Source organism: Billgrantia sp. Q4P2, from assembly GCF_052806135.1.
The window spans coordinates 95,141-114,270 of sequence record NZ_JBRBAI010000008.1 but is presented as its reverse complement, the minus strand read 5'-3'; the positions used below and the strand labels follow the sequence as shown (position 1 = coordinate 114,270).

At 64.9% G+C, this 19,130-nt stretch carries 20 protein-coding genes; 15 read left to right on the top strand and 5 right to left on the bottom strand.

The features are described from left to right. Positions 1-37: 37 nt before the first annotated feature. From ACUY1T_RS15100 to ACUY1T_RS15070, 7 genes are all read left to right on the top strand, one after another. Positions 38-697, top strand: a complete 660-nt coding sequence (locus tag ACUY1T_RS15100) for a SurA N-terminal domain-containing protein (RefSeq protein ID WP_446024168.1) — start codon at positions 38-40, stop codon at positions 695-697. Between the two features lie 5 nt (positions 698-702). Beyond that, on the top strand, positions 703-1,758 hold the full coding sequence (gene pdxA, locus ACUY1T_RS15095) for a 4-hydroxythreonine-4-phosphate dehydrogenase PdxA (protein WP_446024166.1): 1,056 nt from the start codon (positions 703-705) through the stop codon (positions 1,756-1,758). Positions 1,759-1,784: 26 nt separating this feature from the next. After that, positions 1,785-2,597 (top strand): 16S rRNA (adenine(1518)-N(6)/adenine(1519)-N(6))-dimethyltransferase RsmA, encoded by an 813-nt coding sequence (gene rsmA / locus ACUY1T_RS15090; RefSeq protein WP_446024164.1) that lies wholly within the window; start codon positions 1,785-1,787, stop codon positions 2,595-2,597. After that, a complete protein-coding gene (apaG, locus tag ACUY1T_RS15085) occupies positions 2,594-2,992 on the top strand; it encodes a Co2+/Mg2+ efflux protein ApaG (RefSeq protein WP_446024163.1) in 399 nt (132 codons plus the stop codon). The genes rsmA and apaG overlap by 4 nt, the downstream gene beginning before the upstream one ends. Before the next feature lie 67 nt (positions 2,993-3,059). Then, complete coding sequence (locus ACUY1T_RS15080) at positions 3,060-3,887, top strand: symmetrical bis(5'-nucleosyl)-tetraphosphatase (RefSeq protein ID WP_446024161.1); 828 nt, start codon at positions 3,060-3,062, stop codon at positions 3,885-3,887. A gap of 25 nt (positions 3,888-3,912) precedes the next feature. After that, positions 3,913-4,251: a thiosulfate sulfurtransferase GlpE gene (glpE, locus tag ACUY1T_RS15075; protein ID WP_446024160.1), complete on the top strand. Its 339-nt coding sequence runs from the start codon at positions 3,913-3,915 to the stop codon at positions 4,249-4,251. After that, a complete protein-coding gene (locus ACUY1T_RS15070; RefSeq protein WP_446024158.1) occupies positions 4,248-5,387 on the top strand; it encodes a polynucleotide adenylyltransferase in 1,140 nt (379 codons plus the stop codon). Before glpE ends, ACUY1T_RS15070 begins: the two co-directional genes overlap by 4 nt. Before the next feature lie 34 nt (positions 5,388-5,421). On the opposite strand, the gene folK is transcribed toward ACUY1T_RS15070, so the two are convergent. After that, on the bottom strand, positions 5,422-5,931 hold the full coding sequence (folK, locus tag ACUY1T_RS15065; protein ID WP_446024156.1) for a 2-amino-4-hydroxy-6-hydroxymethyldihydropteridine diphosphokinase: 510 nt from the start codon (positions 5,929-5,931) through the stop codon (positions 5,422-5,424). Further along, positions 5,928-6,296, bottom strand: a complete 369-nt coding sequence (gene folB / locus ACUY1T_RS15060; protein WP_446024155.1) for a dihydroneopterin aldolase — start codon at positions 6,294-6,296, stop codon at positions 5,928-5,930. The genes folK and folB overlap by 4 nt, the downstream gene beginning before the upstream one ends. A gap of 144 nt (positions 6,297-6,440) precedes the next feature. On the opposite strand from folB, the gene plsY reads away from it, so the two are divergent. Continuing rightward, entirely contained in the window at positions 6,441-7,016 is a 576-nt protein-coding gene (gene plsY / locus ACUY1T_RS15055; RefSeq protein WP_446024334.1) for a glycerol-3-phosphate 1-O-acyltransferase PlsY, read from the top strand. A gap of 37 nt (positions 7,017-7,053) precedes the next feature. Here the strand turns inward: plsY and tsaD are convergent, their stop codons facing one another. Then, positions 7,054-8,091, bottom strand: a complete 1,038-nt coding sequence (gene tsaD / locus ACUY1T_RS15050; protein ID WP_446024154.1) for a tRNA (adenosine(37)-N6)-threonylcarbamoyltransferase complex transferase subunit TsaD — start codon at positions 8,089-8,091, stop codon at positions 7,054-7,056. A 192-nt stretch (positions 8,092-8,283) separates the two neighbouring features. Between tsaD and rpsU the strand changes: the two genes are divergently transcribed. The 3 genes from rpsU (at position 8,284) to rpoD (ending at position 12,575) form a co-directional block, all read left to right on the top strand. Next, complete coding sequence (rpsU, locus tag ACUY1T_RS15045) at positions 8,284-8,499, top strand: 30S ribosomal protein S21 (RefSeq protein ID WP_010629611.1); 216 nt, start codon at positions 8,284-8,286, stop codon at positions 8,497-8,499. Between the two features lie 145 nt (positions 8,500-8,644). Continuing rightward, positions 8,645-10,468 carry a DNA primase gene (gene dnaG / locus ACUY1T_RS15040; protein WP_446024151.1) on the top strand — a complete coding sequence of 608 codons (1,824 nt, stop codon included), beginning with the start codon at positions 8,645-8,647 and terminating at the stop codon, positions 10,466-10,468. A 247-nt stretch (positions 10,469-10,715) separates the two neighbouring features. Then, positions 10,716-12,575, top strand: coding sequence for an RNA polymerase sigma factor RpoD (gene rpoD, locus ACUY1T_RS15035; RefSeq protein WP_446024150.1), 1,860 nt, complete (start codon positions 10,716-10,718; stop codon positions 12,573-12,575). 198 nt (positions 12,576-12,773) lie between these two features. Here rpoD and ACUY1T_RS15030 read toward each other — a convergent pair whose 3' ends face one another. Further along, positions 12,774-13,421, bottom strand: coding sequence for a hypothetical protein (locus ACUY1T_RS15030; protein ID WP_446024148.1), 648 nt, complete (start codon positions 13,419-13,421; stop codon positions 12,774-12,776). 63 nt (positions 13,422-13,484) lie between these two features. Next, positions 13,485-14,420 (bottom strand): LysR substrate-binding domain-containing protein, encoded by a 936-nt coding sequence (locus ACUY1T_RS15025; RefSeq protein WP_446024146.1) that lies wholly within the window; start codon positions 14,418-14,420, stop codon positions 13,485-13,487. Positions 14,421-14,598: 178 nt separating this feature from the next. On the opposite strand from ACUY1T_RS15025, the gene ACUY1T_RS15020 reads away from it, so the two are divergent. The 4 genes from ACUY1T_RS15020 (at position 14,599) to ACUY1T_RS15005 (ending at position 19,083) form a co-directional block, all read left to right on the top strand. Further along, complete coding sequence (locus tag ACUY1T_RS15020; protein WP_446024145.1) at positions 14,599-15,978, top strand: L-serine ammonia-lyase; 1,380 nt, start codon at positions 14,599-14,601, stop codon at positions 15,976-15,978. A 279-nt stretch (positions 15,979-16,257) separates the two neighbouring features. Then, positions 16,258-17,025 carry an ABC transporter ATP-binding protein gene (locus ACUY1T_RS15015; protein ID WP_446024144.1) on the top strand — a complete coding sequence of 256 codons (768 nt, stop codon included), beginning with the start codon at positions 16,258-16,260 and terminating at the stop codon, positions 17,023-17,025. Further along, a complete protein-coding gene (locus ACUY1T_RS15010; protein ID WP_446024142.1) occupies positions 17,022-17,774 on the top strand; it encodes an ABC transporter ATP-binding protein in 753 nt (250 codons plus the stop codon). Before ACUY1T_RS15015 ends, ACUY1T_RS15010 begins: the two co-directional genes overlap by 4 nt. An 88-nt stretch (positions 17,775-17,862) precedes the next feature. Then, a complete protein-coding gene (locus ACUY1T_RS15005) occupies positions 17,863-19,083 on the top strand; it encodes an ABC transporter substrate-binding protein (RefSeq protein WP_446024140.1) in 1,221 nt (406 codons plus the stop codon). Positions 19,084-19,130: the final 47 nt, after the last annotated feature.

The following is a 19,130-nucleotide window of genomic DNA, read 5'->3' as shown; positions in this document are numbered from 1 at the left end:
CGCCATACAAGTGAAACATATGAGAGGAAAGAGAAACATGCGGATTTCGCCAATTGCCACCCTGGCCCTGGGCATGGCCCTGTGCCTTGGCGCCATGCCGCTGACAGCCATGGCCCAGGACTTCCAGCCGGTACAGCGGCAGTCGCTGGATCGAATCGTGGCCGTGGTGAACCAGCAGGCCATCATGCAAAGCCAGCTCGAGGATCGCCTGGAGCAGGCGCGTAGCCAGCTTGCTGCCCAGGGGCAGGGGGTACCGCCTGAAGCGATGCTGCGTGAGCATATGCTCGAGCAGATCATTCTCGAGGAGATCCAGCTGCAGATGGCCGCGGATGCCGGCCTCAGCATCGACGACACTGCGCTGAATCGCCAGATTCGCGAAATCGCCGAAAGAAACGGCATGTCTCTCGATCAGTTTGCCGATGCGCTGGAAGCCGACGGCCTGAGCATGGCGTCGGTGCGTGAGGAGATCCGCCGCGAGATGCTGCTGCGCGAGTTGCACCAGCGTCAGATCAGTGGTCGAGTCAACGTCAGCAATCGTGAGGTGGAGCGCTTCATCGAGCAGCAGGGCGGCAGCGTGAGCGAGGACCAGGCGCGCCAGATGGTATTCCAGCGCAAGGCCAACGAGGCGCTCGACGCCTGGCTCCAGGAGATCCGCGGCGAGGCCTTCGTCGACAACCGGCTCGCCAACGGGCGCTGAGCGCAGTGGCTAGCCCTGAGCCCGTGCTGGCCGTGACTACCGGCGAGCCCGCCGGCATTGGCCCCGAACTGACCCTGCAACTGGCACTGGGAAAATTGCCGCCCGGGCGAGTCGTGGCGATAGGCGATCCGCAGCTCCTGGCCGAGCGAGCTGCACTGCTTGGCCTTGAGGTCAGCCTGGTCGAGCTCGCACCGGGCGAGCCGGTGCCGGCAGCTAGGCCGGGTGTGCTGCCGATATGGCCGGTGATGCTGCGTGAACCCTGCCAACCGGGGCGCCTCGCCGTGACCAATGCCGGCTACGTACTCGAGATCCTCGACGTGGCGATCGAGGCCTGTCGCCATGGGCTTGCCGATGCGATGGTCACTGCACCGCTGCACAAGGGCGTGATCCTCGACGCCGGCCACGCCGGCTTTCGCGGACATACCGAGTACCTGCGCGATGCCTGCGGCGTTGACGAAGTGGTGATGCTACTGGCCACCGACAGCGCCCTGCATGCAGGGCAGCCTGGCTGGCAGGGCGACGCTGCGCTGCGGGTAGCCCTGGCCACCACCCATCTGCCGTTGAGTGAGGTGGCAGGTGCCATTACCGGGCCCAGCCTCGAGCGTATCCTGCGTATCCTGCACGCGGACCTGGTGCGCTGGTTCGGTATCGCCGCACCGCGCATCGCCGTCTGTGGGCTCAACCCCCACGCGGGGGAGGGAGGCTACCTGGGCCGCGAGGAGATCGAGGTGATCGAACCCTGTCTCGAGCGCCTGCGTGGTGAAGGCTTCGTCCTTGACGGACCGCTGCCGGCCGATACCCTGTTCACGCCGCGTCATTTGGCCGGCGTCGATGCCGTGCTGGCGATGTATCATGACCAGGGCCTGCCGGTGCTCAAGTATGCCGGCTTCGGCCGGGCCGCTAACGTCACTCTGGGCCTGCCGATCGTGCGCACCTCGGTGGATCACGGCACGGCACTGGACCTGGCCGGCCGTGGCCTGGCCGATGCCGGCAGCCTGCGAGTCGCCGTGGCGTTGGCCGCCGAGATGGCAAGACGCTGCTCGACCGCGACAACTTCCTGACGAACGCACAGACAAGGATTCATCGAATGGCATCGCGCCCGCCGGTTCATCGCGCTCGCAAGCGCTTCGGCCAGAATTTCCTGCGTGACCCCGGCATCATTTCGCGTATCGTGCGTGCGATCGCGCCGCGCCCCGGCGACCGGCTGGTGGAAATCGGCCCCGGCCAGGGCGCCCTGACCGAGCCGTTGATCGAGGCGGCAGGTGGCCGCCTCGAGGTGATCGAACTGGACCGTGACCTGATCCCGGGCCTGCGCGTGCAGTTCTTCAACTATCCGGACTTCGTCGTGCACGAGGGCGATGCGCTGAAGTTCGACTTCCGCACCCTGCGCGGCGATGGCGAGCCGCTGCGGGTGGTGGGGAACCTGCCCTACAACATCTCGACGCCGCTGATCGGTCACCTGCTCGAGGCAGGCGATGCCATCGCCGACATGCACTTCATGCTGCAGAAAGAAGTGGTGGAGCGCCTGGCGGCCGAGCCGGGCGGTCCCGACTGGGGCCGGCTCTCGGTGATGGCGCAGTACCGCTGCCGCGTCGACGACCTGTTCACGGTGCCGCCGGAAGCGTTCGTGCCGCGGCCCAAGGTCGACTCGGCCATCGTGCGGCTGACGCCTTTCGCCGAGCCGCCGTGGCCAGCCAATGACGAGGCGCTGCTGTTCCGAGTCGTGCGCCAGGCCTTTGGCCAGCGGCGCAAGACCCTGCGCAACAATCTCAAGGGGCTGATCGAAGGCGAAGCCATGGCGGAGCTCGATATCGACCCCGCGCGGCGGCCCCAGACCCTTAGCGTCGAGGAGTTCGTTCGCATCGCCAATCACCTGGCCGCTACGGAGGCGACGCCATGACCCAGGCGCCGGACATGCCGCTGGAACGGGAAGTGCTGGTCGACGTGGAGCCCGCCTTTCGCGACGACGAGTCCTCGCGCGACGAGTCGCGCTACGTGTTCAGCTATACCGTGACGATTCACAACCATTCGAAACGCAGTGTGCAACTGCTGGCTCGGCACTGGCGTATCACCCAGGGCAGCGGCAAGGTGCAGGAGGTACGCGGCAAGGGCGTGGTGGGGCAGCAGCCCATGATCGGCCCGGGGCAGACGTTCCGCTACACCAGCCGGGCGATTCTCGACGGCCCGGTGGGGGTGATGGAAGGTGCCTACACCTGTGTCGATACTGCCAGCCAGCGCCCCTTCGAAGTCACCATCGCTCCCTTCCGCCTGGCCGGCCCCAACCAGGTACACTGACCGCATTGGCCCGAGGTGGCCTTCGGGTCGCCTGGGTACCCACACCAAGCCGCAAGGGAAAGTGCCCATGACCGCCTACGCCATCGGAGACCTGCAGGGCTGCCACGCCGAGTTCGTCGAGTTGCTGGAGCGAATCGCCTTCGATCCCGCCTGCGACCGCCTGTGGCTGGCTGGCGATCTGGTCAACCGTGGCCCCCAATCGCTCGCCTGTTTGCGTGAGGTGCGTGCGCTGGGCGAGGCCGCGTATACCGTGCTCGGCAATCACGACCTGCACCTGCTGGCCGTGGCTCGCGGCGGTGCGCGGCTCAATCGCAAGGATACCCTTGACGAGATCCTGGCCGCTCCCGATCGCGAAGCGCTGCTCGACTGGCTGCAGTCGCGGCCGCTGCTGGTACGCGAGAACTTCGACGGGCAGGGCGAGACCGTGATGACCCATGCCGGGCTTCTTCCCGACTGGTCCCCGGAACAGGCGGCCAGCCTTGCCGGCGAGGTCGAGGAGCGGCTCGGCAGTGAGCGCAGCGGGGCGTTTCTCGAGCGGATGTACGGCAACGAGCCGGCCTGTTGGGAAGCGTCGCTCGACGGCATCGATCGCCTGCGCGTCATCGTCAACGTGCTGACACGGATGCGCTTCATCGATGCCGACGGCTGTCTCGACTTCAGCGCCAAGGAGGGGCTCGACAGCGCCCCGGCCGGCTTCGCTCCCTGGTTCCGCTATTCCCGCCAAGACGACGTGCGCCTGCTGTTCGGCCACTGGGCGGCCCTGGAGGGGCGTACAGAAGGCGCCCGGGTGCGCGCAGAGGCGTTGGATACCGGCTGCGTATGGGGCGGCAGCCTCATCGCGTTGAACCTCGCCACCGGCGAACGCATCGGTGTGCCCAGCCGTCAGCGCCACTGATCATTTCTGCTCAATGGGAGGCCTTATGGCGAACCCCACGTTCCAACACCTGACGATAGAGACCCTGACGACCTGGATCGATGCCGACGACCCGCTCACCCTGGTCGATATTCGCGACCCCATGAGTTTCGGCGCCGGTCGCATTCCCGGTAGCCGTCATCTCGACAACGACAGTGCCTCGGCGCTGCTCGAGTCGGCTCCACGCGAACAGCCGCTGGTGGTGGTGTGCTACCACGGCCACTCGAGCCAGCAGGCCGCGGCCTGGCTGGCGGGGCAGGGCTTCGCCGAGGTCTACAGCCTCGATGGCGGCTTTACCGAATGGGAGCATCGCCTACCCGAACGAGTGGAGCGCGGTCGCCCATGAGCGGATGGCGGGATCGCTGCCTCGACGGCCTCGCGGTCTACCGCGTGGGCGGTGCGGTGCGCGACGCTCGGCTAGGCTGGCCCACCGTCGATACCGACTGGGTCGTGGTGGGGTCGACGCCGGAGGAGATGCAGCGCCGCGGCTTCCGTCCTGTGGGGCGCGACTTCCCGGTCTTCCTGCACCCCGAGACCCATGAGGAATATGCCCTGGCCCGCACCGAACGCAAGTCCGGCCATGGCTACACCGGCTTCGAGGTTCACGCCAGCCCCGACGTGACGCTGGAGGAGGACCTGGCCCGTCGCGACCTGACCATCAACGCCATGGCCGAAACACCCGAGGGCCAACTGGTCGATCCCTACGGCGGCCTGGCTGACCTCCAGGCCAAGATGCTGCGCCATGTCTCGCCGGCCTTCGTCGAGGACCCCTTGCGGGTGCTGCGCACTGCGCGCTTTTTGGCGCGCTATGCCCGGCTCGGCTTCGCCATTGCCGAGGAGACCCGGGCGCTGATGCGTGAGCTGGCCGCGAGCGGTGAGCTCTCGCACCTGGTGGCTGAGCGGGTCTGGACCGAGACCGAGAAAGCGCTGGGCGAGCCCGAGCCCGCAGTCTACTTCCGTTCCCTGCACGACTGCGGTGCACTGCCGGTACTGATGCCGGAACTCGTCGAGGATGAAGCGGAATTCGAACGGGCGCTTGCAAGACTCGACAGCTTGCCCCGCGGCTTGCCCGATGAGCAGCGCCCCCGCTGGCGCTGGGCGCGATTGGTGGAGCATCTCGATGAAGACGGGCAGGCGGCGCTGGCCGAACGCCTGCGCCTGCCGCGAATCTATCGCGACCTGGGTCGCCAGGCCGCGCTGACCCGCCAACTGCGCCGCCAGGCCACGCCCGATGCGGATGATGTGAAAGAGTGGCTGGATGGCATCGATGCCTGGCGGCGCAGCGAACGCGTGCAACCCTTGATCGCGCTGCTGGCGCTGGATGCCCCGGCACTTGCTGCGGCGCTTGCGCGCGCCTGGCAGGCGGCATCGCGGATCGAGGCCAAGACCCTGGTGGCGGAGGGCTTTCGCGGCGGTGAGTTGGGCGCCGAGCTGGCACGCCGTCGTTGCGCCATACTCGACACGGAGCTGGCGCGACCGTAGCCCTCTTGGCCATTGGCTGTCAGATCGACGAGACCTAGCGCGCCGTATTGGGTTTCCAGTCGAACTCGACCGGCCACAACCGCTGATCGCCAGCCTCGAATTCGGACCACAGTTCGGCGTAGGTTCGCCCGTCTTCGGGATGCGGCGTATCCGGCAGCAGCTCGGCGAGCGGCAGCAGCACGAAGGCGTGGTAAAGGATCTCGTCGCGTGGCAGCATGACGCCGTCGTGCTCGCCGACCAGGTCGCCTACCGTCAGCAGATCGATGTCCAGTGTCCGCGGGCTGAACTTGGGCGAGCCCTTACGTCGGCCGTGGTCGTGCTCGATGCGCTTGCACCAAGCCTGCAACGCCCCAACCGACCAGTCGCTGTGGAATACCGCCACCAGGTTGAAGAAATTGCGGCCATCCTCGAAGCCCACCGGTTCGCTTTCATAGACACGCGAGACGACCAGCTCGTCAAAGGTGGCGTCGAGAATGTCCAGGCAGCTCCGAATGTGGCGCTCGCGGTCGATGTTGCTGCCGATGCTGACGCTTACCTGGGTCATCGAGTACTCTCCGGGCGAGTGCCGCGTTCGATGCGCACGCCCACGGCCGCCGCTGCGGGTACGGCGCCCGGCTTGCGCAGTGTCAGCCGCAGCCAGGGCACGGCGAATTCGTCCATGAGCCGCTGGGCGAGGCGTTCGGCGAAGGTCTCCACCAGGGCGAAGTCGTGTTCGTCGGCGAAGCGGACGATACGCTGGCTAATGGCAGCATAGTCGAGCGTCCTGGTTAGATCGTCGCCGGCCGCCGCCGGGCGAATGTCGGCGGCCAACTCGAGGTCGAGCGTCAGCCGCTGGCGAATGGTGCGCTCCCAGTCGTAAACGCCAATCACCGTCTCGAACTCGAGCGACTCGATCAGTATGCGGTCCATGCGCGGCCCCCAGCAAAAAGGAGGTCCGATTGTACTGAGCGTCGGGCGCGAATGACAGGTCTGAGGCGCTGTCCCCGGGGCGTCGGGACTGGCAGAATCCGTTGAGTTCCTGGAAAGGCGTGGAGGCGGAGGTTGGGCGAAGCCATGTTGCCGCTGTTGGGCCTGTCGCTGCTGGGTTATCTCAGCGGTTCCTGGCTGGGTGCGCTGTGGGTCTGCCGCCTGGCGGGCGCTGGCGATCCGCGGCAGGAAGGCTCCGGCAATCCCGGTTTCTCCAATGTGCTGCGCCTGCATGGCTACCGCTTGGCCGTGGTAACCCTGCTGTTCGATGCCTGCAAGGGCATGCCGGTGCTGTGGTTGGCCATGGTACTGGGCATGGCGCCTTGGGCCCAGGGCATGGTGGGGCTGGCCGTGCTGCTGGGACACAGCTACCCGCCCTGGCATCGCTTTCGCGGCGGCAAGGCGGTAGCCAGCGCCTTTGGCGTGTTGCTGGTGCTGACGCCGTGGGTAGCACTCTGCTGTGCCGCACTATGGGTCTTGCTGGCCTGGCGGGTGCGAACCGCGGCCGTGGCATCGCTGGCCAGCGCCGGTATCGCCCCGTTGGCCAGTCTGTGGCTGGCCCCGGACTACGTGCTGGTGGTGATGGCCTTCACGGTGCTGGTGCTGGTGCGCCACTTGTTCAATATTCGGCGCCTCAAGGCGGGGGGCGAGCACACCCTTTGAGCCCTTGAGCTTCGAGGTCCTGCCGAGGCCCCGTGGCTCAGGCGCCGGCAGGGGCTTCGAGCGTTGCCATCGGCCAGCGCGGCACCGCCTTCATGCTGCCGATTGCGTCGCGCTCTCCCGCCAGCAGTCGCTGTGCACCGGCGAGAGCGATCATGGCGCCATTGTCGGTGCAGAAGCGGCCACGGGGGTAATAGACCCTGGCGCTGCGCTTCTCGGCCTCGTGCGCCAGGCGCTCGCGCAGGCGTGCGTTGGCGCTCACGCCGCCAGCCATGACCAGGCGCTTCAGTCCGGTATCGTCGAGCGCCCGGCGGCACTTGATCACCAGGGTATCGACCACGGCCTCCTCGAAGGCTCGCGCTACGTCGGCGCGCGCCTGCCCGTCGAGCTTGCCGTCCCGCTCCAGTTGGCGAAGCGTGGTCAGGGTATGCGTCTTGAGCCCGGAGAAGCTGAAGTCGAGGCCGGGGCGGTCGGTCATTGGGCGCGGGAAGCGAAAGCGCCCTGGGTCGCCGTTCTCGGCCAGCCGGGCGACCTGGGGGCCGCCGGGATAGGCCAGTCCAAGCATCTTGGCAGCCTTGTCGAAGGCCTCGCCGGCGGCATCGTCGACCGATTCGCCGAGCAGGCGATAGCGGCCAAGCCCCTGGACCTCTACCAGTTGGGTATGGCCGCCGGAGACCAGCAGGGCGACGAAGGGAAAGTCGGGCGACTCCTCCTCGAGCATGGGCGCCATGAGATGCCCCTCCATGTGGTGCACGCCGAGCACTGGAATGTCGAGGGCACGTGCCATGCCATGGGCGGTGCTGGCGCCCACCATCAGCGCACCGACCAACCCCGGCCCGGCGGTATAGGCGATGGCATCCAGCTCGTGGCGGGTCATGCCGGCCTCGTCGAGCACCTGCTGGATCAGCGGCAGCAGGCGCCGGGTGTGGTCGCGGGAAGCGAGCTCCGGCACCACGCCACCATATTCGGCATGCATGGCGACCTGGCTGTAGAGGGCGTCGGCCAGCAGGCCGCGGTCGGTGTCGTAGATCGCGACGCCGGTTTCGTCGCAGGAAGTCTCGATGCCAAGGACTCGCATGGTGCAGGCTCGTGAAGAGGGAAAGCCGGCATTCTAGCAAATCGGAGCGTGGCCATCCCGTTTCCGATACGCGAAATTTGCAATGCTTGGTGTCGCCGACTAAACTACTGTGCGCTGTACAATTGGGTCGCGTACCTGAGTCAGGGTATGCGTTCTAACCGAACTCAAGATTCTAAGGTAGGTGAGTGCTTAATGCCTTCTGTCAAAGTACGTGATAACGAGCCGTTTGACGTCGCGCTGCGTCGCTTCAAGCGTTCCTGTGAAAAAGCCGGCATCCTCTCCGAAGTGCGTCGTCGCGAGCACTATGAGAAGCCGACTGCAGAGCGTAAGCGCAAGGCGGCAGCTGCGGTGAAGCGTCACGCCAAGAAACTCCAGCGTGAGCGCAAGCGTTTCGAACGGCTCTATTGATCCGTACTAAGGAAGTGTCGATGCCCTGGGCATTGGTGCTTCTGGAAGGATGACCAAGCGGCTGCCGTCAGGTGGCCGCTTGTTTTTCACGACCCGTTCCGCCCCTTTGCTTCATCTATCCCCGCCGGAGAGGTAGCGAGACTGCATGGCCGGCCAGATCCCTCAGCGTTTCATCGATGACCTGCTGGCGCGCGTTGACGTGGTCGAAGTGGTGGGCGAGCGGGTGCAGTTGAAGAAGGCTGGGCGTAACTATTCCGGTCTGTGTCCCTTTCATCAGGAAAAGACGCCGTCCTTCACCGTCAGCGCCGACAAGCAGTTCTATCACTGCTTCGGCTGTGGTGCCCACGGCAACGCCCTGCGCTTCCTGATGGAGTACGACAAGCTGCGCTTCCCTGAAGCGGTGGAGCAGTTGGCTTCACGGCTGGGGCTCGAGGTGCCGCGGGAGGGTGCCGACGATCCTCGTGCCCAGGCGCGCGAGCGCAAGCGCCAGGAGGGGGTCAACCTGCTCGAACTCTCGGCCAGCTTCTTTCGCGAGCGGCTGAAGATGCCGGAAGGGGGGCAGGCGCGGGATTACCTGGCCCAACGCGGCCTCTCGGAGGAGGTGCAGCGTGACTTCGGTATTGGCTATGCCCCGGACGACTGGGAGGCGCTCAAGCGTCATCTGAGCGCTCGGGAGATAGCGGAAGCGGTACAGGTCGAATATGGCCTGTTGGTGCAGCGCGAGGATACCGGGCGGACCTATGATCGCTTTCGCGATCGGGTGATGTTTCCGATCCGCGATGTGCGCGGGCGTACCATTGCCTTTGGCGGACGGGTGCTCGGCGATGCCAAGCCCAAGTACCTGAATTCACCCGAGACACCGGTCTTTCACAAGGGGCGCGAGCTCTACGGGCTGTTCGAGGCCCGGCAGGCCAACCCGCGGCTGGAGCGGGTGGTCATCGTCGAGGGTTACATGGACGTGGTGGCACTGGCCCAGTTCGGTATCCGCAATGCCGTCGCCACGCTTGGCACCTCTACCAGCGAGGAGCACCTGGCCCGACTGTTTCGCATGGTCAATGAAGTGGTGTTCTGCTTCGACGGCGACAAGGCGGGGCGGCAGGCTGCCAGTCGCGCGCTGGAAACCGTGCTGCCGCAGATGATCGATGGGCGTGAGGCGCGCTTTCTGTTCCTGCCCGAGGGCGAGGATCCGGATACGCTGGTGCGCCGGGAAGGGCGTGAGGCCTTCGAGGATCGCATCACCTGCGCCAGCCCGCTGTCGGAGTTCCTGTTCGACCAGGCGGCGCGGGGGCGTGATCTGGCGCGAGTCGAGGAGCGTGAGCGTTTCGCCAGCCAGGTGCTCAAGGCGGCGAAGCGGCTGCCGCAGGGCATGCTGCAGACGGTGCTGCTGGGGGAACTCGCGCGCCGTACCGGGGTCGACCAGTCGCGCTTCGAAGCGCTCCTGGCGCGGGATGACGGTACAGCACCGTCACCGGCCGAGCCGAGTATCGCGCCTGCCGCAGCCCCCGCCGGGCAGGGAGTGGTGAGCCATGTACCATCGGCCAAAGGAGCTTCGCTGGGGCTGGTGGCGCGCGTACTGCAACTCCTGGTGCATGAGCCGGCGCTGGTCGAGCGCTTGCCCGCCGAGGACGACTGGTGTCCCGAGAGCGATGAGGATGCCGCGCTGTGCCGCGAGCTGGTTCGGCTGTTGCGTGCCGGACGCTACCGCAGCCCGCAGGTGGTGCTGGCCCACTTCCAGGGCAGTACCCAGGGCGAGCGGCTGGCGCTGTTGGCCCGGCGCGAGATGCTCATTCCGCGTGATGCCAGAGCCCAGGAACTCGATGGCCTGGTCGAGCATTTTCGCCGGTACCGGATGCGGCCATCGTGTCAGGAGCAGATCGATGCGCTTCTGGCAAAGCAACGCTCGGGAGAACGGCTTTCGCCCGAGGAGCGACAGCGGCTCATGACGTTGCTGGCCGAGCTGGGAAGTTGAGATACGAGCGTCAGGATGACGAAGGGTGCCGGTGTGGGGTTGAATTCCTTTCTGCCACCACCACATAGGGAGCATGGACTGGGCCCCCGCGACAGCATAACCGTTTAAACTAACACACCTGAGTGACCGAGCAAATGGGCCGTACTGGCGGGCTTGTGCTGTTTCCCGCTATACTATTGGGCTTCATGAGTTTTCTCCACCCCAGCGCTTCAGGTGCTTCATTCTTCTTCGTCGAGATAGGGTTTCTATGGCTGGAAATGCGCAGCAGCAGTCACGTCTGAAGGAGTTGATCGCGCGTGGCAAGGAACAGGGCTACCTGACCTATGCCGAGGTCAACGACCACCTTCCCGAGGATATTGCCGATCCCGATCAGGTGGAAGACATCATCGGCATGATCAATGACATGGGTATCAGCGTCGTCGAGGAAGCTCCCGATGAAGATACCCTGATGATGTCCGATCACTCCGCCGACGAGTCGGCCGCCGAAGAAGCCGTGGCTGCCCTGGCGGCGGTGGAGAGCGACGTTGGCCGCACCACCGACCCGGTGCGTATGTACATGCGCGAGATGGGCACCGTGGAGCTCTTGACCCGTGAGGGCGAGATCGAGATCGCCAAGCGCATCGAGGAGGGCACGCGCGAGGTGATGTCGGCCCTGGCCTGGCTGCCCGGCGCAGTGGACTCGATTCTCGAAGCGTACGATGCCACCCAGGACGAAGAGGCGCCTGGTCGTCTGTCCGATCTCTTTTCCGGCTTCATCGATCCTGACGAAGGCATTCCCGGCGTGGCCGAGGCCGAAGTTCCCGAGGAGGAGTTCGGCGCCGCCGGTAGCGATGACGATGCCGACAGCGATGCCGACGACGATGACGCCGGCGAGGCGGAGGAGGAGAGCACCGGCGGCCCCGATCCCGAGGAAGCCAAGGCTCGCTTCGAGCAGATCCGCTCGCAGAACGAGCTGGTGCGCGAGGCGCTGGCCAAGCATGGCCGGGGCAGTGCGGAAGCCCAGGTAGAGATGGAGCGTCTGGCCGAGTTGTTCTCGCCGATCAAGCTGGTGCCCAAGCACTTCGAGCGCCTGGTCGGCCAGGTGCGTATCAGCGTCGAGCAGGTGCGCGCCCAGGAAAAGGCGGTGATGCAGCTGTTCGTCAAGAAGGCCAAGGTGCCGCGCAAGAGCTTCATCAAGGCATTTCCCGGCAACGAGTCGCGCCAGGAATGGGTCGACGAGTTCATGGGCGATAATGCCAAGTTCGCCGAGCGCCTGGAGCCGTTGCGTGCAGACATTCAGCGCGCGCAGCGTCGCATCGCCTTCGAGGAGGACATGGTCCAGCTGCCGGTGTCGGAGCTGAAGGAGATCAACCGCAGGCTCTCCATCGGCGAGGCCAAGGCGCGCCGGGCCAAGAAGGAGATGGTCGAGGCCAACCTGCGCCTGGTCATCTCGATCGCCAAGAAGTACACCAACCGCGGGCTGCAGTTCCTGGACCTGATCCAGGAGGGCAACATCGGCTTGATGAAGGCGGTGGACAAGTTCGAGTACCGCCGCGGCTACAAGTTCTCGACCTATGCCACCTGGTGGATTCGCCAGGCGATCACCCGCTCGATCGCCGACCAGGCGCGCACCATTCGTATCCCGGTGCACATGATCGAGACCATCAACAAGCTCAATCGCGTGTCGCGCCAGATGCTGCAGGAGATGGGCCGCGAGCCGACACCCGAAGAGCTGGGCGAGCGTCTCGAGATGCCCGAGGACAAGGTGCGCAAGGTGCTCAAGATCGCCAAGGAGCCGATCTCCATGGAGACGCCCATCGGTGACGACGACGACTCGCACCTGGGTGATTTCATCGAGGACAGCACCATGCAGCTACCGGTCGACCTGGCCACTGGCGAGGGTCTGATCGAAGCCACCCGCAACGTGCTGGGCGGCCTGACCGCGCGCGAGGCCAAGGTGTTGCGCATGCGCTTCGGTATCGACATGAATACCGACCACACCCTCGAGGAGGTCGGCAAGCAGTTCGACGTCACCCGTGAGCGGATTCGCCAGATCGAAGCCAAGGCGCTGCGCAAGCTGCGTCACCCGAGCCGCTCGGAGCCGCTGCGCTCGTTCCTCGACGAGTGAGTCCGGAACGTTCCTGAACCTGGAGCTTCCCGATACGAGAAGCCCGTAGCCGAGAGGCTACGGGCTTCTTCTGTTCAGTCTTCCGGCATTGCTCCGCCGCCAGCGGCGGGGCAGATCGGTCAAGGCACGCAGTGAGTCGCGCCGATCACCCGATCGCCGTGCCGAAGTTGCTCCAGCTGATGGGGTTGCGAGTGGGCGTCAGCGCTGAGCGAGGCGCCAACGCCTGGCCAACAGCACCAGCTCGATGATGGCGAGCAGGATCAGGGCGTAGCCGAGCAGCTCCACCATCTCCTCGGCAGCATTCTTGAAGCTGCGCAGGTAGCTCTCCTGCATGATGGCCTGCCACAGGCTCTGGCGACCGAACAGCCGCGAGAAGACGTAGGTCACCAGCACGCCACTGGCGAACAGGCCGAAGGAGAAAGTGTTGGAATAATGGCGGAACTCGTCGGCAAAGCGGTGTCGCCAGCGCACCACCAGGGCCAGGGCAGGGAGGGCAATCAGGACAACCAGTACCTTCCAGGTGTGGCGAGCGACTTGAGTGTCGAGCCAGTAGTCCTGCTCGCGAACCAGCGAACAAGCAATGAAGGCGAACATCAGCAGGGTGACGGTGGGAAGCGCACGTTGCACCTGGCGCACGAAGAGCAGCAGGGCGGCCGATGCCGCCAGGACCAGACTCTGTGCCAGTTCCACCAAGCCATATTCAGTGAATCGGCTTTGCGGGAAATGGGTAGCCTCCAGATAGGCGAGCTGGCCGCATCCGGCGATAAGCAGGACGTAGAGCCCGGCGCGCAGGCAGGCAACGGCGAAGCCGATCGGCCAGGGGTGTCGGGGTGGTGAGGAAGGCATGGGAAGGTCGCTGTCGGGGCATGCATGAATGCTTGTCATTTTAATGACTGTTGCATGAGTCGGCTAGATATTGGCTGGCAAATTGGCGTGTCGCTGGGCTTCCTCCACGATCCAGTCATGTACCGCGGCCACGCGGCGATCGTCGAGCGCGCCGCTGGTATGCACGATGCCGTAGCGTTTGCCGGTCGGGATGCGAGCGGCAAAGGGAGCAATCAGGGCGCCGGTGCTGAGCTCATTGGTCAGCAGCGCCTGGCGGGCGATGGCGACTCCCATGCCGGCAATGGCGGCTTCCATGGCCAGGCGGTGGCGGTTGAAGGTGTAACCGCGGCGCACGTTGAGCGGTGGCGCCTCGATGGCCTGCAGGTAGTGTTCCCACTCGGCATAGGAATGCCCGCCGCGCCAGGCGGTGATGTCGTGCAGCAGCGGGTACCAGGCCAGTTCCTCGGGGCGTGACAGGGGCGGTCGGCGGCGCATCAGGGCCGGGGCGCAGACGGGAAAGATCACCTCTTCCATCAGCGGCGTGATGGCCAGCCCCGGGTAGTGGCCGTCATTGAGATCGATGGCCAGGTCGAACTCGCCTTCGCGCAGTGACAGGCTGCTGTCCTCGGCGATGACCTGAAGCTCGATGTCGGGGAAGCGGGCCTGCAGGCGTGGCAGGCGCGGCATCAGCCACTTGCTGAGAAATGCCGGCACGCTGCGCAGGCGGATTATGCCGCTCATCACGCCGCTGCGCAGGCGCTTTACCTCGAGGCCGACTGACTGGTAGGCCTCGTCGACCACCGCGGCCAGCCGCTTGCCTTCCTCGGTGAGTTCCAGGCGCCGCGGCAGGCGACGAAACAGCTTGAATCCCAGCCGCTCCTCGAGCTGCTTGATCTGCTGGCTCACCGCGCCGGTAGTGACATGCAGCTCCTCCGCCGCGCGGGTGAAGGAGAGATGGCGGGCGCTGACGGCGAAGACCTTCAGCCAGGCGTGGGTCTGGGCATGGAGTAAGCGGTTCATGGTTTAGTTTTACTATAGGCGTGAGCAGTTATTCTCGTTTGCCGCTCGATGCATTCACCCTCAACATAAGGCCATCCATGCCGTGAAGGCAAACATGTTTTAGCCAGGCTGATCCATGGGCGAGTGGCTTCTCGTAGTGAGGCACTCGGTAATTGGCCGGCGACCGATGAGGTGACTTATGGCAATCAGCGTCTTCGACCTGTTCAAGATCGGCATCGGGCCCTCCAGCTCCCATACCGTGGGGCCGATGCGGGCTGCCTACGACTTCGTCCAGGTGCTGCGTGAGCGTGACCTGCTCGAACGGGTAGCCCGGGTCGAGGTGAAGCTGTTCGGCTCCTTGAGCGCCACCGGCAAGGGGCACGTTACCGACCGTGCCGTGATCATGGGGCTGATGGGCGAACGCCCCGACCAGATCGATCCCGCCATCGTCGCACCCTGTATCGAGGAGCTGCTGGAGTCCAGCACCCTGCTGCTCGACGGCCGCTTGGCGATTCCCTTCCTCTGGGCGCGCGACATGCAGTGGTACGAAGAGTGCTTGCCCTACCACCCCAATGCCATGACGCTGGTGGCCCATGGGCATGGCGAGGAGCTGTGGCGCAACACCTACTATTCGGTGGGCGGTGGCTTCGTCATCGATGAGGGGCAGGCCGAGAGGGGAGAGCTGGACCAGGACAGCACCACGTTGCCCTACGACTTCAACTCGGCGGCTGAGCTGATGGCGCTGTGTCGTATGCACGACATGCGCATCAGCGAGCTGATGCTCGAGAACGAGAAGGCCTGGCGCAGCGAAGCCGAAGTGCGCGATGGGCTGTGGCAGATCTGGCAAGCCATGCAGGCCTGTGTCGACAAAGGTTTGCAGCAGGAGGGCATTTTGCCTGGCGGGCTCAACGTCAAGCGACGCGCTGCCTCCCTGCATCGTCGCCTGCTGGCAACGCAAGACGACCAGAGCTTGATCGCTACCACCTTCGGTGCGATGGATTGGGTCAATGTCTTCGCCTTGGCGGTGAACGAGGAAAATGCCGCCGGCGGGCGCATGGTCACCGCACCGACCAACGGTGCGGCCGGCATCATTCCCGCCGTACTGCACTACTACATGAAATTCCAACCCGGGGCCTGCGAGCGCGACGTGGTGGACTTCCTGCTGGCCGCTGCCGCGGTGGGCATCCTGTGCAAGAAGAACGCCTCCATCTCCGGTGCCGAGGTGGGCTGCCAGGGCGAGGTGGGCTCGGCTTGCGCCATGGCTGCAGCAGGGCTGGCCGAAGTGATGGGCGGCAGTGTTGGCCAGGTGGAAAATGCCGCCGAGATCGGCCTGGAGCACAACCTCGGGCTGACCTGCGACCCGGTGGGCGGCCTGGTACAGGTGCCGTGCATCGAGCGCAATGCCATCGCCTCGGTCAAGGCGATCAATGCAGCCCAGATGTCGCTGCGCGGTGATGGCGAACATTTCATCTCCCTCGACAAGGCGATCCGTACCATGCGTGACACCGGTCGCGACATGCAGGACAAGTACAAGGAAACGTCTCGTGGTGGGCTGGCGGTGAACGCCATCGAGTGTTGAAAAAGCGCGGCACCCCTACCTTCTAACCGAGCCTTTCCCCCTCTCGACGCGATGCCCATGTGGCATCGCGTTTTTATTTGCAAGCTATTGAATAGCAGCCGTCTCTACGCCATTGGTCGAGTTCGGTGCTTCAACGGTTGCCCCGCGGTTGCGTCTCCTCTAGCTTACGTTAACGTAAAGGTTAGAAGCCCTCGGGCTGAACCAAGCATAAGTCGCAGCCTTCACCACAACGACAACAAATCAGCATGGATCGTCACGGCGATCCAGAGAGGACGTCACATGACCCAGGAGTTCATACTGGAAACTCGCGGGCTGACCAAGCAGTTCCGTGGCTTCACCGCCGTGGACGACGTCAACCTGCAGGTCCGGGAGGGACATATCCATGCCTTGATCGGTCCCAATGGTGCCGGCAAGACGACCGTCTTCAACCTCCTTACCAAGTTCCTGCCACCGACCCGGGGCGAGATTCTCTATCGCGGCAAGCCGATCACCGGCAAGAAGGCCAACGAGATCGCGCGCCTGGGCATGGTGCGCTCCTTCCAGATCTCTGCGGTGTTCGCCCACATGACCGCCCTGGAGAACGTACGGGTCGCCCTGCAGCGCCCGATCGGCACTTCGTTTCATTTCTGGAAATCCGAGCGCACCCTGGAGCACCTCAACGAGCGTGCCATCGAACTGCTCGACGAGGTCGGGCTGCGTGACTATGCCGATGTACTGACCGTGGAAATGCCCTACGGGCGCAAGCGCGCACTGGAAGTAGCCACCACCCTGGCCATGAACCCGACGCTGATGCTGCTCGACGAACCGACCCAGGGCATGGGGGCAGAGGATGTCGATCGTATCGTCGAGCTGATCCGTCGCGTGGCCAAGGGGCGTACTGTGTTGATGGTCGAACACAACCTCAGCGTAGTGAGCCGGCTGTGCGACCGGATTACCGTGCTGGCCCGCGGTGCCGTGCTGGCGGAGGGCGATTACGAGACGGTTTCCGCCGACCCCCAGGTTCGCGAGGCCTACATGGGTAGCGAGACAGAGGAGGCCGGCGCATGAATCAGGTCGTCGAACAGTCGAATCGTACCGAATACCGCGATCACGATGGTGCCGAGATGCTGCGCATTCGTGACCTGCATGCCTTCTACGGCGAGTCGCACATCCTGCACGGTGTCGACATGGAGGTGCGTCGCGGGGAGCTGGTCACCCTGCTGGGGCGCAACGGCGCCGGCCGCAGTACCACCCTGAAGGCGATCATGAGCATGGTCGGCCGGCGTACTGGCTCGATCATGATCAACGGCACGGAAACCATCGGCATCAAACCGCACCGTATCCCACGGCTGGGCATCGGTTACTGCCCCGAGGAGCGCGGTATCTTCGCCAGTCTCGACGTGGAGGAGAACCTCCTGCTGCCGCCCACGGTGCGCTCGGGTGGCATGTCGATCGACGAGATCTACGAGATGTTCCCCAACCTCTACGAGCGGCGCCGCAGCCAGGGCACGCGCCTCTCCGGTGGCGAGCAACAAATGTTGGCCATGGCGCGCATCCTGCGTACCGGCGCTCGCATGCTGCTGCTCGACGAGATCACCGAAGGGTTGGCCCCGGTCATCGTGCAGAAGCTCGCCGAGGTACTGGTCAAGCTGCGTGACCGCGGCATGACCATCGTCCTGGTAGAGCAGAATTTCCGCTTCGCCGCGCCGCTCGCCGATCGACATTACGTCATGGAGCATGGGCGAATCATCGAGGAAATCAGCAAGGCGGCTCTGCCTGCCAAGCGTGAGCACCTGAACTCCTTGCTGGGCGTATAGCAGCAGCTTTCGTAACCACCATGAATCGCGTCTTACCTGCAGTGCGCGTGACAACAACAACCTGCCCAGTTGGGCTATGGAGACGAAAATGACCTTCATCAAGAAGACTCTCGCCAGCAGCATTGCCATCGCCGCTACCGCCGCCATGGCAACCGCCGCCCAGGCGGAAATCAGCGATGGCCAGGTACGCATCGGCTACCTGGCGGACATGTCCGGTACCTACCGCGACCTGGCCGGGCCGGGCGGCCTGGAGGCGCTGAACATGGCGGTCGAGGACTTCGGTGGCAGCGTCAACGGGGCGCCGATCGAGGTGTTCAGCGCCGACGACCGCAACAGCGCCGACGTGGGCGCCAACACCGTGCGTGAGTGGGTCGACCAGCGCAACGTCGACCTGGTGGCCGGGATGGTGGCCTCCTCGGTGACCATCGCCGTGACCAAGGTGCTCGAGGAGAACGACGGCCTGGGTATCGTGTCCGGCTCTGCGGCTTCGAGCATCACCAACGAGCACTGCACGCCTAACCACATCCACTGGGTCTACGACACCTATCCGCTGGCCAACGGCACTGCCCGGGCGGTGGTCGAGCAGGGGGGCGACAGCTGGTTCATGCTCACTGCCGACTATGCCTTCGGCCATGCGCTGGAAGGTGACGTGACCAAGGTGGTGGAAGAGAACGGCGGTGAGGTCATCGGCGGTGTACGCCATCCGTTCCCGACCGACGACTTCTCGTCCTACATCCTGCAGGCCCAAGGCTCCGGGGCCAAGATCATCGGCCTGGCCAACGCCGGTGCCGATACCGTCAACGCCATCAACACCGCCAGCCAGTTCGGCGTGGCCGAGGCCGGCCAGCAGCTCGCCGGCCTGCTGGTATTCCTCAACGACGTCTATGCCATGGGGCTCGAGACGACACAGGGCCTGCTGCTGACCACCGGCTGGTACTGGAACATGGACGATGAGGCGCGCGAATGGGCCGAGCGCTACTACGAGCGCGTAGGCAGCATGCCGACCATGGTGCAGGCCGGTATCTACTCCAGCACCATGCACTACCTCAAGTCCGTCGAGGCGACCGGCAGCGATGACAGCCAGACGGTGCGCGAGCATATGATGCGCCAGCCGATCCACGATTTCTTCGCCCGCAATGGGCGTGTTCGTGAAGATGGTCGCATGGTTCACGACATGTACCTGGCCCGCGTGAAGTCGCCGGAAGCCTCCACCCATGAGTGGGATCTCTACGAAATTCTGACTTCCATTCCCGCCGAAGAGGCCTACCGCCCGCTCTCAGAGAGCCAGTGCAAGCTGGTGCAGAACTGAAGCGATGCAAGATGGCGGCGGCTGCGGCCGTCGCCCCTCTGACGGCG